Source organism: Pseudomonas sp. SH10-3B (assembly GCF_019891415.1).
Lineage (GTDB): Bacteria > Pseudomonadota > Gammaproteobacteria > Pseudomonadales > Pseudomonadaceae > Aquipseudomonas.
Map to the genome: position 1 here is coordinate 45,536 of NZ_JAFLXD010000025.1, position 14,032 is coordinate 59,567.

Sequence of the window (14,032 nt, forward strand, 5' to 3'; positions counted from 1 at the left end):
ATGGGCACCTCGTCACGGATGACCTTCTTCTCTTTCTATGCCTTCTGCCGACGCAGCGTGCTGCTGGCCTGCCTGCTGCTGGCAGCCCCGGCATGGAGCGCCGAAATCCTGCTGACCGCCGCCGAAGACGGCGCCGGCGTCGAGGCCTTTACCCAGGCCCTGGCCCAGCAACGCCCCCAGGACCACGTCACGTTCACCCCCCTCAAGGACATGCCCGCCCCCGGCCGCCTGCCGGCCGGCACGCGCTTGATCCTGCTGGACCTGCCCGGCCTCGACTGGCGCCTGCGGGATGCCCAAGGTCCGCCGACCCTGGTCATGCGTATCAGCCGGCTACAGGCCCACCAGCGCCTGGGCAGCACACAGCACGCGCGGATCAGCCTGTTGTGGAGCGACCCACCGCTGCAGCGCCAACTGCACCTGATCACCAGCATCCTGCCCCAGGCACAGCGCATTGGCGTGCTGTACAGCCCCGACAGTGAATTCCTGCTGCCCGAACTGCGCGAACACGCCACGCTCCTGGGCCTGGAAGTCGTGCCTCAGCGTTGGGACAACATTACTGACAGCCGCCCGCTGCAAACCTTATTCAGGCGCAGTGACGTGTTGCTCGGCCTTGATGATCCGCAACTGTACAACCCGAAAACCGTGAAAAACCTGCTGCTGAGCAGCTACGGCCAGCAATTGCCGCTGATCGGGCCCAACGCAGGGTTTGTGCGCGCCGGCAGCCTGGCCAGCACCTACAGCGACCAGGCTGACTGGCTGGCAGTACTCGACCGCCTGCTGGACCAGCCGCCGGCCGGCTGGCCGCGCGCGTTGTACCCGGACCACTTCAAAGTCGTGGGCAACCCGCAAGTCGCACGCTCACTGGGCATCGAACAGGTGGACGAAGCCAACGTCGCCGCCCGAATGGCCGAAGGAGAAAAACGCCCATGACCTTGCGTCGTCGTTGGGACATCAATACCCGCACCCAGCTCATCACCCTGGGCCCGGCGCTGTTGCTGACGTTGCTGCTGATCAGTTTCTTTACCTTCGTGCGTATCCAGGACCTGCGCCAGGAACTGGACCACACCGGCCAACTGATCGCCAACCAACTGGCACCGGCCACCGAATATGGGGTGATCTCGGGCAATAACGATGTGCTCGACAGCCTGCTGCGTGCCACGTTGGCCACACCCCACGTGCGCTTCCTGGAGATTCAGGACAGCAGCGAAAACATTTTGGTGTACGTCGAACAGCCCTCGGAAAAACACGACCGCTCGCTGTCGGTGAAAGTGTTCCAGGCGCCGATTCGCCTGCAGCATATCCAGCTGGGCAATGACTTTTTCCAGGACAACCTCAACGAACCCAAGGCGCCGCGCGCCGACTACCTGGGTCGGGTGATCGTCGGCATGTCCAATGACGCCTTCAGTCAGCGCCAGCAGGAAATCCTGTTCAAGGCCGGCATCCTGGCGCTGTTCGCCCTGTTGTTTACCTTCCTGCTCGCCCGACGCCTGGCCGCTAGCCTGTCGCAACCGATCAGCGCCATGGGCAATGCGGTCAAGGCCATCCAGCAAGGCGACTACAAGACGCCGCTGCCGATCGTGGATGACTCCGAGCTGGGCGACCTGTCGCGACACATCAACAACCTGGCCGAAGGCCTCAACCAGGCCAGCCGCGAACAGCAGCAGGCTATCGCCCAGTTGATCCAGACCCGCGAAGAAGCCGAACGGGCCAACAACGCCAAGTCGGACTTCCTGGCCATGATGAGCCACGAACTGCGCACGCCAATGAACGGCGTACTGGGCATGCTGCAACTGCTCGAAACCACCGAAATGACCGAGGAGCAGACCGAATACGCGGCGCTGGCCTCCGAATCCACCGAGCATTTGCTCAAGGTGATCAACGACATTCTCGACTTCTCGCGCATCGAGCGCGCGGCCCTGGAACTGGAACATATCCCGTTCAACCTGGCCGACCTGATCAACAGCTGCGCCCAGGCCTTCCAGCACAGCGCCCAGCAGCGCGGGCTGGCACTCAAGCTGCCGATCCCGGCGGGCATGGACGCACTGCGGGTACAGGGTGATCCGACGCGCATCCGTCAGATTCTGGTGAATCTGATCGGCAACGCCCTGAAGTTCACCGAACACGGTACCGTCAGCGTCGAGCCGCACTGGCAGACCCTCGATCATGACCTGGTGTGGTTCACCTGCACCGTACGCGACAGCGGCATCGGGATTTCCGCCGAGCGCCTGGAATTGATGTTCGATGCGTTCCAGCAGGCCGACAGTTCCATTTCAAGACGTTACGGCGGCACCGGTCTTGGCCTGCCCATTGCCCGCACCCTGGCCGAACGCATGGGTGGCACCCTGCGCGCCCAGAGCGAAGAAGGCCGTGGCTCGGTGTTTACCTTGGAGATCCCCCTGGCCATCGACCAGCAAAGCCTGGCGCCGATCGCCCTGGATGCTGAAGGCAAGCACAGCGCCGGCGAGGGGCGGCATGTGTTACTGGTGGAAGACAATCCGGTCAACCGCACCGTGGTGGAGGCCATGCTGCGCAGCCTGGGCTTTGAAGTCAGCCTGGCCACCGATGGCGCCGAAGCGATCCGCAGTGCCGAGAGCCTGATTTTCACCGCGATCCTGATGGATTGCCGACTGCCGCTGATTGACGGCTACGAAGCCACTCGACAGATTCGACAACTGCCGGGCTGCGCCGACCTGCCAATCATCGCCCTGACCGCCAACGCCCTGCAGGGCGACCGGGAAGCGTGTCTGGCGGCAGGCATGAACGATTACCTGGCCAAGCCGTTCAAACGCACGGATTTGCAGCAAATCCTGCAGCGCTGGGTGCAATAGCGGCGCGCCATCAGCCAACTGCGACTGGCGTGAAAGACGAAAGTGCGGCAGTCTTAGGCACCCGAACGGGCACCTGAAACGGGCCCGGTTTAAAATTTCAGTGAACAAGTGTACATTCAGTGCCTTAACGCTGTGACTTTCACTACAACGCAATAGTCTATGTGTAGGCTGCCGACATGAGGCATGAACGCTTCATTCGGTTCGGGAAGATTTGCCCTACCCTGCCGCATGGGATTATTGAGGAGCTCGCATGACCAAACAAAACGCCTTTACTCGGGAAGACCTGCTGCGCTGCAGTCGCGGTGAGCTGTTCGGCCCAGGTAACGCGCAACTGCCCGCCCCGAACATGCTGATGGTGGATCGCATCACCCATATCAGCGAAGAGGGTGGCAAGTACGGCAAAGGTGAATTGGTCGCCGAGCTGGATATCAACCCGGACCTGTGGTTCTTCGCCTGCCATTTCGAAGGCGACCCTGTCATGCCAGGTTGCCTGGGCCTCGACGCCATGTGGCAGTTGGTCGGCTTCTTCCTCGGCTGGCAAGGTCTGCCGGGCCGCGGCCGCGCCCTGGGTTCGGGCGAAGTGAAGTTTTTTGGCCAGGTCCTGCCGACCGCCAAGAAAGTCACCTACAACATTCAGATCAAGCGCGTCCTCAAGGGCAAGCTGAACCTGGCCATCGCCGATGGTTCGGTGAGCGTCGACGGTCGCGAGATCTATACTGCCGAAGGCCTTCGGGTCGGCGTATTCACTTCCACTGACAACTTTTAAGGGTTATCCGCATGCGCCGCGTCGTTATCACTGGTCTGGGCATCGTTTCTTGCCTGGGCAATGACAAAGAGACCGTCACCGCTAACCTGCGTGCAAGTCGCCCTGGCATCCGCTTCAACCCGGAATATGCCGAAATGGGTCTGCGTAGCCAGGTTTCCGGCTCCATCGACCTGCCCCTCGAAGAACTGATCGATCGCAAGATCTATCGTTTCGTGGGCCACGCTGCCGCCTACGCCTACCTGGCCATGAAAGACGCAATCGCCGACTCCGGCCTGAGCGAAGACCAGGTATCGAACGTACGCACCGGCCTGATCGCCGGTTCGGGCGGCGCATCCACCCTGAACCAGATGGAAGCGTTGGACATCCTGCGCGAAAAAGGCGTGAAGCGCGTTGGCCCGTACCGTGTAACGCGGACCATGGGCAGCACCGTTTCGGCCTGCCTGGCCACGCCGTTCGCAATCAAGGGCGTGAACTACTCGATCTCCTCCGCGTGCGCCACCAGTGCCCACTGCATCGGCACTGCCGTTGAGCAGATCCAACTGGGCAAGCAGGACATCGTGTTCGCCGGCGGCGGTGAAGAAGAACATTGGAGCCAGTCGTTCCTGTTCGACGCCATGGGCGCCCTGTCCACCCAGTACAACGAAACCCCGGAAAAAGCCTCCCGCGCCTACGACGCCAAGCGTGACGGTTTCGTCATCGCCGGCGGTGGCGGCATGGTGGTGGTCGAGGAGCTGGAACACGCCCTCGCCCGTGGCGCCAAGATCTACGCGGAAATCGTCGGCTACGGCGCTACTTCCGATGGCTACGACATGGTTGCGCCAAGCGGTGAAGGTGCCATCCGCTGCATGCAGATGGCAATGTCCACCGTAGATACCCCGATCGACTACCTGAACACCCACGGCACCTCGACTCCGGTCGGCGATGCCAAGGAAATGGAAGGCGTGCGTGCGGTATTCGGCGACAAGGCCCCTGCGATCAGCTCCACCAAGAGCCTGTCGGGTCACTCCTTGGGCGCCGCCGGCGTTCACGAAGCGATCTACTGCCTGCTGATGATGGAAGGCAACTTCATGGCCGGTTCGGCCAACATCGACGAGATCGACCCGGTCGTTGCCGATATGCCGATCCTGACCAAGACGGTTGAAAACGCAAAAATCGACACCGTGATGAGCAACAGCTTCGGCTTCGGTGGCACTAACGCCACCCTGGTGCTGAAACGCTGGCAGGGTAAGTAAGCCCCGCAGGTTGATCACCTGAAAAAGCCCCGACTGGTTCGGGGCTTTTTTATGGGCGTGGATTTGAGACCGCAACGCCCACCTTGCAGCCGGTCTCCCGGAAGTTATCAAAGCTGCGCCGCATGTGCGGAAGACGAAAATGCAATATCAACGCGCACCATCATCGCGACGAGGTTTAGGCAGGATGGCCAGGAAGTTGTCCCTCGCCACTTTGTGGGCAACGTCTTCAGGCAATGCATCCAAGAACACATCAAAGCGGTGCATTTCCTTACCCAGCTTGTTGAAACGCCCGACGACGTCCGAACCCAGCATAAAGCGCTCCGGGAAGCGTTCCACCAGCGTTACCCATTCAGGTCGAGGCTTGCCAGCCTCATCCAGCAAGTACGGCGTAAGCATGCTCCAGGAGAGGTCGATATACAGGTTGGGGTAAGCCTCAAGCATGCGGCTCAAGGTGGGCAGCAAAAAGTCCATTTGCACCTGATGGCGGTGGATTTCCTTGCTGGTGCCGGCGTGAGCCCAGATAAAGCGGGTGTGCGGGTGGTTGCGTAGCGGCTCCTCGATTTCGGCCAAATACAGCGGATTGCGCTCGCGCTTGGAGGTGATGTTGGAGTGCAACATCACCGGCAAATCGTTTTCCGCCGCCAAGTGATAGATGCGCGTCATGGCTTCGTTATTGGCACGCGGGGTGTCGCCCGCCGTAAGGGCAGTGAGGTCGTCGTGACGGGTGAAGACTTCACCGATGCCCTGCCAGAGCCCCGGGTTGAGGTCGAGCATGCGCTGGATATGGGCATCCGAGTTCTTGTCGTTGGGGTTGAAGCCGGACAGAAACGGATGAAAGTGCTGGCGCTGTTCAGGTGTCAGTTTATTTACCGCTGCGGCAACAATCACGTCAGTGGCGCTGTACCAATAGGCATCCGCGTCATCACCGGCGTAGTAACGCGGACGCTTGGGTTCGTCTTCGTGCCATTTCTTGGCCACTGGGACACCGGAAATCATTACGTGGTCGATGCGATTTTCTGCCATCGCCTTGAGCAATTTGTCCATCCCCGCCGTTTCCTGGAAAAAATCCACGTAATGCAGGTGCGCATCGCTGTAGGCATAGTCGCGAGCCTGTGCGGCAAGGCTGCCGGTCGTGAGCAATAGGGCAAGACTCAGGCGGATCCAGGGCACGATAAAACCTCGATAGGGGCTGATAGGGGTAGACCGTGCGCCACACATCGGGGTTCAGCAGGAAAAAACGCGGAACACCCAAGTGCCAGCATGCTCTATAACTGCATGACCTTCATCCTGCCACCTTGTGAGGTTCGCCATGCCTGTTACCGTCAATACGCTGAACGCTGATAACTTCCGCCACAGCGTCAACATCAATAACCACGAGCTGTTTACTGACCTGCCCAAAAGCCTGGGCGGCGACGATTCAGCGCCCTCCCCCCACGATTACTTCGATGCCGCACTGGCTTCGTGCAAGGCTTTGACGGTCAAGCTCTATGCGCAGAAAAAAGACATCCCCCTGACCGGCGTGACCGTGGAAGTCACCCACGACGCCACCGAAGAGCAAAAGGGCAAATACAAGCTCAACGTCAAGCTGACACTCAAGGGTGTACTCACCGACGAACAGCGCGACGAGTTGCACCGCGTGGCTGATCGCTGCCCGGTACACAAACTGATGACCACCGCTGAGATCACCATCGAAACCCACCTCTCGGAGGGCGCGTTCAGCCAATAGCGGCAACCTCCCGTCGAGCGGGTTATGCTCAAGACTATCCAACCCGCTCAGACTGGGACGCACCATGACCACCCTCACCGTGATCCGCCCTCGCCCCGAAGATGTCGAAGGCCAGCCGATCCTGCGCCCGCTGCCCTCGCGCGAATGCCGCAGCGTCGGGCCGTTTGTGTTTTTCGACCATATGCTGCCCACCCGCTACGAACCGGGGAGCGGCATGAATATCCGCCAACATCCGCATATCGGGCTGTCCACCCTCACCTATCTGTTTGACGGTGCACTGCAGCACAAGGACAGCCTGGGTTCCAACCAAGTGGTAGAGGCCGGCGATGTCAGCTGGATGACCGCCGGCAGCGCTATTGCCCATGTCGAGCGCACACCCGACGCCCTCAAGGCACGCGGTTTCAGTATGCATGGCCTGCAGGTGTGGCTGGCATCGCCCAAGGACCACGAAGAGGGGCCGGGGCATTACAGTCATCACCCGGCGTCGAGCCTGCCGCTGAGTGACAACCTGGGTGTGCGAATTCGCCTGATCGCCGGCAGCGGCTTCTGCCTCAAATCACCGGTACCGGTGCTGTCCCCTACCTTGTATGCAGATGTGCAGATGCAAACGGCCACGACCCTGCTGATTCCCGACGAGCACGAGGAACGCGCGGTGTATGTGCTGGAGGGTGAAGCACAACTGGAGGGCGAGCGGCTTGAGGTCCACAGCCTGGTGGTATTGCCGCCCGGACAGGAGATGACCTTGTTCGCCGACAGCGATTGCCACGTGGTGGTGTTTGGCGGGGCGCCACTGGATGGGCCGCGGCGGATCAACTGGAATTTTGTCGCTAGCGATCCGCTGAAGATCGAGCAGGCCAGGCAGCGCTGGGCCGATGGGGACTGGCCGACGGTGCCGGGTGAAACTGAAAGAATTGAGTTGCCTGTTCCGGCTTCATCGGGGGCAAGTCGGAACAGGCGCTGAAGATTTAGCCCTTGAACACTTCATCCAGCAAGTTATGCATCGACTGGAAGGCCCGTGCAGCGGTCTTCGCGTCGTACATCATCTTGCCCGGCACATTGGCATCCGGGTCAGTGAAGGAATGCACCGCACCGCCGTAGCTCAGCAATTGCCAGTCCACGCCGGCCGCGTTCATTTCATCTTCGAACGCAGGCAGTTGCTCTTTCGGCACCAGCGGGTCGGAAGCACCGTGCAGCACCAGCACTGAACCCTGGATGTTTTTCGCATCGGCCGGATTCGGCGTATCGAGAGTACCGTGGAACGATACGGCAGCCTTCAATGGCGCACCAGTACGCGCCAGCTCCAGGGAGCAGCACCCGCCGAAGCAGAAACCAAAGGTTGCCAGCTTCGAGGTGTCCACTGCCGCTTCGGTCTGGCCCTGCAGTTGCTCAAAGGCCGCCTGCATGCGCTTGTTCAGCAGCGGGCGATCATTCTTCAACGGCATCATTGCGGCGCCGGCTTCATCGCCGTTCGACGGGCGCACGGTTTGCCCGTAGAGGTCGGCGATCAGCACCACGTAGCCCTTGGCGGCAACGCTCTTGGCGATTTCTTCGGCCCCCGCACTCACCCCCATCCAGTTCGGCGCCATCAGCAGGCCGGGCAGCGGGTTCTTTTGGCTGGCATCGAACGCCAGGCGGCTTTCATACGACTGGCCATCAATCTGATAGACCACGGAACGCACAGTGACTTGGCTCATCATTTACTCCAGTTGAGGGGCGATAGAACGAAAAAACCCGCCGAAGCGGGTTTTTCTACAACGGTATCAAACCGACAGTTCAACCAACAGCTTGTTCAGTCGGCGCACATAGGCGGCCGGGTCTTTGAGGCTGTCGCCAGCGGCCAGGGCCGCCTGGTCGAAGAGGATGTGCGACAGGTCGCCAAACCGCTCTTCGCTCTGCTCGCCGTCGAGTTTCTCGATCAACGGGTGAGCCGGATTGAATTCGAAGATCGGCTTGGAGTCCGGGACCTTCTGGCCGCTGGCTTCAAGGATCTGGCGCATCTGCATGCCCAGGTCCTGCTCGCCGATAGCCAGGATCGCCGGGGAATCGGTCAGACGGTGGGAAACCCGCACTTCGCTGACGGCATCGCCCAGGGACGCCTTGATCCGCTCCACCAGGCCTTCTTTGGCCTTGGCGACTTCTTCGGCTTCTTTCTTCTCTTCTTCGGAGTCCAGGTTACCCAGGTCCAGGTCGCCACGAGCTACGTCGACAAAGGATTTGCCGTCGAACTCATTGAGGTAGCTCATCAGCCACTCATCGATACGGTCGGTCAGCAGCAGCACTTCGATGCCTTTCTTGCGGAAGACTTCCAGGTGCGGGCTGTTCTTGACCTGTGCGTAGGTTTCGCCGGTCAGGTAGTAGATCTTGTCCTGACCTTCCTTGGCACGAGCCAGGTACTCGGCCAGGGAAACGACCTGCTCACCGTCTTCACCCTGGGTGGAAGCAAAGCGCAGCAGACCGGCGATTTTCTCCTTGTTGGCGAAATCTTCTGCCGGGCCTTCTTTCATGACCTGACCGAAGTTTTTCCAGAAGCCCTTGTATTGCTCAGGCTCGTTCTTCGCCAGTTTCTCCAGCATGTCGAGTACGCGCTTGGTCAGCGCCGACTTCATGGAGTCGATGATCGGGTCTTTTTGCAGGATTTCCCGCGACACGTTCAGCGACAGGTCATTGGAGTCGACCACGCCCTTGATAAAGCGCAGGTACAGCGGCAGGAACGACTCTGCCTGGTCCATCACGAACACGCGCTGCACGTACAGCTTCAGGCCTTTCGGCGCTTCACGCTGGTACAGGTCGAACGGCGCACGGGCCGGCACATAGAGCAGCGAGCTGTATTCCAGCTTGCCTTCGACCTTGTTGTGGCTCCAGCTCAGCGGGTTTTCGTAGTCGTGACCGATGTGCTTGTAGAACTCCTGGTATTCCTCGTCCTTGATCTCGGTACGCGGACGGGTCCACAGGGCACTGGCGCGGTTAACGGTTTCCCATTCCTCGGCAGGCTTCTCTTCACCTTCGGCGGCCGCTTGTTCTTTCGGCAGCTCGATCGGCAAGGCGATGTGGTCGGAGTACTTCTTGATGATATTGCGCAGGCGCCAGCCATCGGCGAACTCGTCTTCACCGGACTTGAGGTGCAGGACGATGCGGGTACCACGGTCAGCCTTGTCGATGGTGGCGATTTCAAATTCGCCCTCGCCTTTGGAAGACCAGTGCACGCCTTCGCTGGCGTCAAGGCCGGCACGACGGCTGAACACTTCAACCTTGTCGGCCACGATAAAGGCCGAGTAGAAGCCCACGCCGAACTGGCCGATCAGGTGCGAATCTTTCTTCTGGTCGCCAGACAGGTTTTTCATGAAGTCGGCGGTGCCGGATTTGGCGATGGTCCCCAGGTGGGTGATCGCATCGTCCCGGCTCATGCCGATACCGTTATCTTCGAGGGTGACGGTATTGGCGTCTTTGTCGAAGCTCACACGGATCTTCAGTTCCGCGCCACCTTCCAGCAGTTCAGGCTTGGACAGGGCTTCGAAACGTAATTTGTCGACAGCGTCAGAGGCGTTCGAGATCAATTCGCGAAGGAATATTTCCTTGTTGGAATACAGCGAATGGATCATGAGGTGCAGCAGTTGCTTCACCTCGGTCTGGAAGCCCAGGGTTTCCTTTTGAGTTTCCACACTCATGGTCATCAAACTCCAATTGGATGGCAGTGGCCGCGCCCTTGAGGGTTGGCGGCGGGTTGTCATCAAAGTTGGGGGCTAAGACCAGGATTTCAAGGGCGGCTTGTTTCCTCAATCTTGAAATGCGCACGGGCGGTGGCAATCGGTTCGGCGGCAGTGCTTTGCCAGGCGGTGATCGCGACATTCGCCACCCGTCGGCCCTGTCGCCACACCTGGCATTTGGCGTAAGTGTCGCGAAACTGGCCGGCACGCAGGTAATCGAGGGAGAAATCGATGATTTTCGGGAGACCTGGCGCGCCGGTAAACACCAGCAGGTGCAGCGCCGCCGCCAGTTCCATAAAGCCGGCAATCACTCCGCCGTGAAGCGCCGGCAATATAGGGTTACCAATATTGTCCTTGTGCGCCGGCAGGCGAAACAGCAACTCATCGCCCAACCGGGTGCATTCGATGCCGATCAGTTTGGCGTAGGGGATCAGGTCCAACAGTTCGTCGTAGCTACCCCGCTGATGAGCCTGCTCCAGTCGGGTCTTGAATCGATGCGTCATGCCTGCTCTCCCTTGATCGTGCTGTCCAGCCCTTGTGTGCCCCTGAGGCGCTTGCCCATGCGCATGAAGGTGCCGACCACATGGGCGATGGGTTGTTGCGGATCGTCCTGGTAGGCAAAACCGCGCGCAAAGATCACGTCAGCCGTCACCCGGTAGCACTGGGCGAAGCCATACACCGGTTTATGCGGCTCGGCGGGATGCATATAGTCGACACGCAGGTCCAGGGTCGGGCACACCTCGAACTCCGGCAGGACACACAGGGTGGCCATGCCGCAGGCCGTGTCCATCAAGGAGGTCAGCGCGCCACCGTGGATCACGCCGGTCTGGGGATCACCCACCAGCTGTGAGGCGTAAGGCATGAGCAACGTAATGCCGTCTTCGCTGGCGCGATGAGCCGTGATACCCAGCACCTGACAATGGCGCAAGGCTGAGACAAAACGCGTCGCGCGCTCTAACAAGGGATTTCCGGTCATTCGTTCAAGACTCTTATTAGTGTTGATGTGCGAAATGGGCGCTAGGGGTGAAAGTTCCTTTGAGACGGCGGTTTATATATCTGTGGAATAAAAGGAACTAATGCTGAACTGCCATGCTCGAAAGGCCAGAAGATATCTTCACTAAGGAGAAACACCCCATGCGTAAGACTTTAGCTATTTCCATGATGTTGGCCGCTGCCCTCGGTCTCGCTGCTTGCGATAAAAAATCCGAAGACAAAGCCCAAGACGCTGCAGCACATTCCGAGCAAGCTCAAAAAGACATGGCGAAAGCTCAGGATAAAGTGAACGACGCTGCGAAAGAAAACGCCGATGCTGCCAAAGCTCAGGCTGAATCGAACGCAGCCGCCGCAAAAGAAGCAGCACCTGCTACCCCTGCCACCGGTTCTTGATACCGCGGCATGAAATAGCTTTGCTGCAAAAAGAAAGCCCGCTTAGATAGCGGGCTTTACTTTATCTGCTGTTTTTATTCGCCGCGTTAATAGGCTGGAGCGCACTAAGCCGCCTCTTTGACAGCCTCCGGCAGCGGCGTATCCGTCTGCGTATACACCATCACTTGCAGTACGTCGGAATGAAACTCCCGACGGTACAGCACCAACACCACCCCGGCGCTCATCAACATGAACAACCAGGGACTGACAAACCACGCCAGCATGGTCATGCCGAAGTAATAAGCGCGCAGGCCAAAGTTGAACTGGTTGGCAGCCATTGAGATTACCCGCGCCGCACGCAGGGCGAACGCCTTGCGTTCCTGCTCCGACACATGCCGTTCTCCGATCATCGGCGCCGAGCCTACCAGCACTGCTGCAAAGTTGTACTGGCGCATGCACCAACTGAAGGTGAAGAACGCATAGACGAAGACCAGCGCCAGGCAGAGCAACTTGATCTCCGACATCCCCTGAGAGGCTTGCTGCACCATGGGTATGTCCGCCAACAACGACACCGCACGCTCGGAGGCCCCCAGCACCGTGAGAATACCGGCGAGAATGATCAAGGTGCTGGAGGCGAAAAATGAGGCGTTACGCTCCAGGTTGCCGATCACACTGGCGTCGGCGATGCGATTGTCGCGCAGCAACATGCGGCGCATCCAGTCTTCGCGATACAAATGCAGCACGCTGGCCAGGCACGCGGTATCTCGGGCTTTCCAAGTGGCATAACGGGTGTAGCCGCCCCAACACAGGATGAACCAGAGGGCGGCAAGCAGGTGGATCTGATTGGCTTCGACGAACGACATGCGGGTCCTTGCAGAAACGAGATTGAAAAACTTTTTGCGTCTGTTCGACGTTAGCGCAAAGAAAAAGACACTGCCCGCGGCTCAAAAAAAATGCCCCGTATCGATTGATACGAGGCATTTCCGTACTGCATGAAACCCGCTTGTTATGCGATGGCTTCGCTGCGCTTACCCAGCATGCGATCAATGACGACCGCCACACCCAGCGTCATCACTGACGGCACCAACCACGCCAGGCCTTGCTCGCTCAGCGGCAGGTTCGCCAGCTGCGAAGGCATCCAGCCCGCGAGGCCGGCACCCTTGAGCGCGTCGATACAGCCAAAGATGAACGACACCAGCATGACCGGCCCGACGATACGGCCCTGCTCCTGCCAGAAGTCTTTGCAGAAGCTCAAGGCCACCAGCACGATGCATGGCGGGTAGATCGCGGTGAGTACCGGGATCGAGAACGCAATCAGCTTGGTCAGGCCCAGGTTCGACACGAACAGCGAGAACAGCGCCAGGATCACGACCAGGGTCTTGTAGGACAGTGGCAGGATTTTGCTGAAGTACTCGGCGCAAGCGCAGGTGAGGCCGACAGCGGTGACCAGGCACGCGAGCGAAATCAACACGGCCAGGAAACCACTGCCCAGGGAGCCAAAGGTGTGCTGCACATAGGCGTGCAATACGGCGGCACCATTGGCAGCGCCAGCCGCCACTTCATGGCTGCCCGCCCCGAGACGGAACAGGCTGATATACACCAGCGCCAGGCCCACGCCGGCAATCAACCCGGCAATGATCGCGTAGCGGGTGATCAGCTTGGGCGACTCGACACCACGGGAACGGATCGCGTTGACGATCACAATGCCAAACACCAGCGCACCCAGGGTATCCATGGTCAGGTAACCATTGACAAAGCCCTGGGAGAACGGCGCGGCGACGTATTCCGGAGTGGCAACACCCACCTCACCTGCCGGCAGGGCAAACGCGGCAATACCGAGAATGGCCAACGCGATGATCTTCAGCGGCGCCAGGAAACGACCCACGGTGTCCAGCAGTCGGCCTGGGTACAGGGAGACAAAGAACACCACCAGGAAATACACCGAGCTGTAGAGGAACAGCGCCAGCGGGCTTTCGCCGGTCAGCGGCGCCAGGCCCACTTCAAACGACACGGTCGCGGTACGCGGGGTGGCGAACAGCGGCCCTACCGCCAGATACGCCGCCGCCGCGAGCAGGCCACCGGCGATCTTGCCGATCGGGCTGCTCAACGCGTCCATACCGCCACCGACCTTGGCCAGGGCGATCACAGTGACCACCGGCAAACCAACGGCGGTGATCAGGAAGCCCAGCGCCGCCATCCAGACGTGAGGCCCGGACTGCAAACCAACGATAGGCGGGAAGATGATGTTGCCGGCGCCCACGAACAGGGCAAAGGTCATGAAGCCCAACGCCAGGATGTCCTGGCTTTTCAACACTTTCATTTGAGGAAATACCACACTACTGAATCGGAATTTAGAGAGGGATTCCCTATGGATGAGGGAAATGCTGCCGGCCCTTATGGGCACCGGCCGG

The 14,032-nt window shown here is 59.8% G+C and carries 14 protein-coding genes; 7 read left to right on the forward strand and 7 right to left on the reverse strand.

Annotated features, from left to right (window positions below; genetic code table 11):
• The 4 genes from J1G35_RS18855 to fabB all read left to right on the forward strand — a co-directional run bounded on the left by J1G35_RS18855 (nucleotide 1) and on the right by fabB (nucleotide 4,826).
• The gene (locus tag J1G35_RS18855; RefSeq protein WP_223015707.1) at nucleotides 1–930 is read left to right on the forward strand and encodes an ABC transporter substrate binding protein; all 930 of its coding nucleotides are present in this window, start codon (nucleotides 1–3) and stop codon (nucleotides 928–930) included.
• On the forward strand, nucleotides 927–2,828 hold the full coding sequence (locus J1G35_RS18860; RefSeq protein ID WP_223015708.1) for an ATP-binding protein: 1,902 nt from the start codon (nucleotides 927–929) through the stop codon (nucleotides 2,826–2,828). The genes J1G35_RS18855 and J1G35_RS18860 overlap by 4 nt, the downstream gene beginning before the upstream one ends.
• A 250-nt stretch (nucleotides 2,829–3,078) precedes the next feature.
• Entirely contained in the window at nucleotides 3,079–3,594 is a 516-nt protein-coding gene (gene fabA, locus J1G35_RS18865; protein WP_003172830.1) for a 3-hydroxyacyl-[acyl-carrier-protein] dehydratase FabA, read from the forward strand.
• A gap of 11 nt (nucleotides 3,595–3,605) precedes the next feature.
• Nucleotides 3,606–4,826 carry a beta-ketoacyl-ACP synthase I gene (fabB, locus tag J1G35_RS18870; RefSeq protein WP_012723103.1) on the forward strand — a complete coding sequence of 407 codons (1,221 nt, stop codon included), beginning with the start codon at nucleotides 3,606–3,608 and terminating at the stop codon, nucleotides 4,824–4,826.
• Nucleotides 4,827–4,973: 147 nt separating this feature from the next.
• Here fabB and J1G35_RS18875 read toward each other — a convergent pair whose 3' ends face one another.
• Nucleotides 4,974–5,996, reverse strand: a complete 1,023-nt coding sequence (locus tag J1G35_RS18875; RefSeq protein WP_223015709.1) for an amidohydrolase family protein — start codon at nucleotides 5,994–5,996, stop codon at nucleotides 4,974–4,976.
• A gap of 139 nt (nucleotides 5,997–6,135) precedes the next feature.
• On the opposite strand from J1G35_RS18875, the gene J1G35_RS18880 reads away from it, so the two are divergent.
• Nucleotides 6,136–6,552: an OsmC family protein gene (locus tag J1G35_RS18880; RefSeq protein WP_223015710.1), complete on the forward strand. Its 417-nt coding sequence runs from the start codon at nucleotides 6,136–6,138 to the stop codon at nucleotides 6,550–6,552.
• A gap of 64 nt (nucleotides 6,553–6,616) precedes the next feature.
• On the forward strand, nucleotides 6,617–7,513 hold the full coding sequence (locus J1G35_RS18885) for a pirin family protein (RefSeq protein ID WP_223015711.1): 897 nt from the start codon (nucleotides 6,617–6,619) through the stop codon (nucleotides 7,511–7,513).
• A gap of 4 nt (nucleotides 7,514–7,517) precedes the next feature.
• Here the strand turns inward: J1G35_RS18885 and J1G35_RS18890 are convergent, their stop codons facing one another.
• The 4 genes from J1G35_RS18890 to J1G35_RS18905 form a co-directional block, all read right to left on the reverse strand.
• Nucleotides 7,518–8,246, reverse strand: coding sequence for a dienelactone hydrolase family protein (locus tag J1G35_RS18890; RefSeq protein WP_223015712.1), 729 nt, complete (start codon nucleotides 8,244–8,246; stop codon nucleotides 7,518–7,520).
• Nucleotides 8,247–8,312: 66 nt separating this feature from the next.
• Nucleotides 8,313–10,217, reverse strand: coding sequence for a molecular chaperone HtpG (gene htpG, locus J1G35_RS18895; RefSeq protein ID WP_053128747.1), 1,905 nt, complete (start codon nucleotides 10,215–10,217; stop codon nucleotides 8,313–8,315).
• Nucleotides 10,218–10,306: 89 nt separating this feature from the next.
• On the reverse strand, nucleotides 10,307–10,759 hold the full coding sequence (locus tag J1G35_RS18900; protein WP_053128598.1) for a PaaI family thioesterase: 453 nt from the start codon (nucleotides 10,757–10,759) through the stop codon (nucleotides 10,307–10,309).
• On the reverse strand, nucleotides 10,756–11,232 hold the full coding sequence (locus J1G35_RS18905) for a PaaI family thioesterase (RefSeq protein WP_223015713.1): 477 nt from the start codon (nucleotides 11,230–11,232) through the stop codon (nucleotides 10,756–10,758). Before J1G35_RS18905 ends, J1G35_RS18900 begins: the two co-directional genes overlap by 4 nt.
• 158 nt (nucleotides 11,233–11,390) lie before the next feature.
• On the opposite strand from J1G35_RS18905, the gene J1G35_RS18910 reads away from it, so the two are divergent.
• Entirely contained in the window at nucleotides 11,391–11,642 is a 252-nt protein-coding gene (locus J1G35_RS18910; RefSeq protein ID WP_012723095.1) for a hypothetical protein, read from the forward strand.
• Between the two features lie 104 nt (nucleotides 11,643–11,746).
• On the opposite strand, the gene J1G35_RS18915 is transcribed toward J1G35_RS18910, so the two are convergent.
• Together J1G35_RS18915 and brnQ are read right to left on the reverse strand one after the other, a co-directional pair.
• Nucleotides 11,747–12,484: a DUF599 family protein gene (locus J1G35_RS18915; RefSeq protein ID WP_053128594.1), complete on the reverse strand. Its 738-nt coding sequence runs from the start codon at nucleotides 12,482–12,484 to the stop codon at nucleotides 11,747–11,749.
• Between the two features lie 143 nt (nucleotides 12,485–12,627).
• The gene (gene brnQ, locus J1G35_RS18920) at nucleotides 12,628–13,941 is read right to left on the reverse strand and encodes a branched-chain amino acid transport system II carrier protein (RefSeq protein WP_053128592.1); all 1,314 of its coding nucleotides are present in this window, start codon (nucleotides 13,939–13,941) and stop codon (nucleotides 12,628–12,630) included.
• Between the last annotated feature and the right edge of the window lie 91 nt (nucleotides 13,942–14,032).

Coding starts and splice junctions, on each gene's coding strand:
- J1G35_RS18855 (WP_223015707.1), top strand. CDS start 1: ATGGGCACCTCGTCACGGATGACCTTCTTCTCTTTCTATGCCTTCTGC.
- J1G35_RS18860 (WP_223015708.1), top strand. CDS start 927: ATGACCTTGCGTCGTCGTTGGGACATCAATACCCGCACCCAGCTCATC.
- fabA (WP_003172830.1), top strand. CDS start 3,079: ATGACCAAACAAAACGCCTTTACTCGGGAAGACCTGCTGCGCTGCAGT.
- fabB (WP_012723103.1), top strand. CDS start 3,606: ATGCGCCGCGTCGTTATCACTGGTCTGGGCATCGTTTCTTGCCTGGGC.
- J1G35_RS18880 (WP_223015710.1), top strand. CDS start 6,136: ATGCCTGTTACCGTCAATACGCTGAACGCTGATAACTTCCGCCACAGC.
- J1G35_RS18885 (WP_223015711.1), top strand. CDS start 6,617: ATGACCACCCTCACCGTGATCCGCCCTCGCCCCGAAGATGTCGAAGGC.
- J1G35_RS18890 (WP_223015712.1), bottom strand. CDS start 8,246: ATGAGCCAAGTCACTGTGCGTTCCGTGGTCTATCAGATTGATGGCCAG.
- htpG (WP_053128747.1), bottom strand. CDS start 10,217: ATGAGTGTGGAAACTCAAAAGGAAACCCTGGGCTTCCAGACCGAGGTG.
- J1G35_RS18900 (WP_053128598.1), bottom strand. CDS start 10,759: ATGACGCATCGATTCAAGACCCGACTGGAGCAGGCTCATCAGCGGGGT.
- J1G35_RS18905 (WP_223015713.1), bottom strand. CDS start 11,232: ATGACCGGAAATCCCTTGTTAGAGCGCGCGACGCGTTTTGTCTCAGCC.
- J1G35_RS18910 (WP_012723095.1), top strand. CDS start 11,391: ATGCGTAAGACTTTAGCTATTTCCATGATGTTGGCCGCTGCCCTCGGT.
- J1G35_RS18915 (WP_053128594.1), bottom strand. CDS start 12,484: ATGTCGTTCGTCGAAGCCAATCAGATCCACCTGCTTGCCGCCCTCTGG.
- brnQ (WP_053128592.1), bottom strand. CDS start 13,941: ATGAAAGTGTTGAAAAGCCAGGACATCCTGGCGTTGGGCTTCATGACC.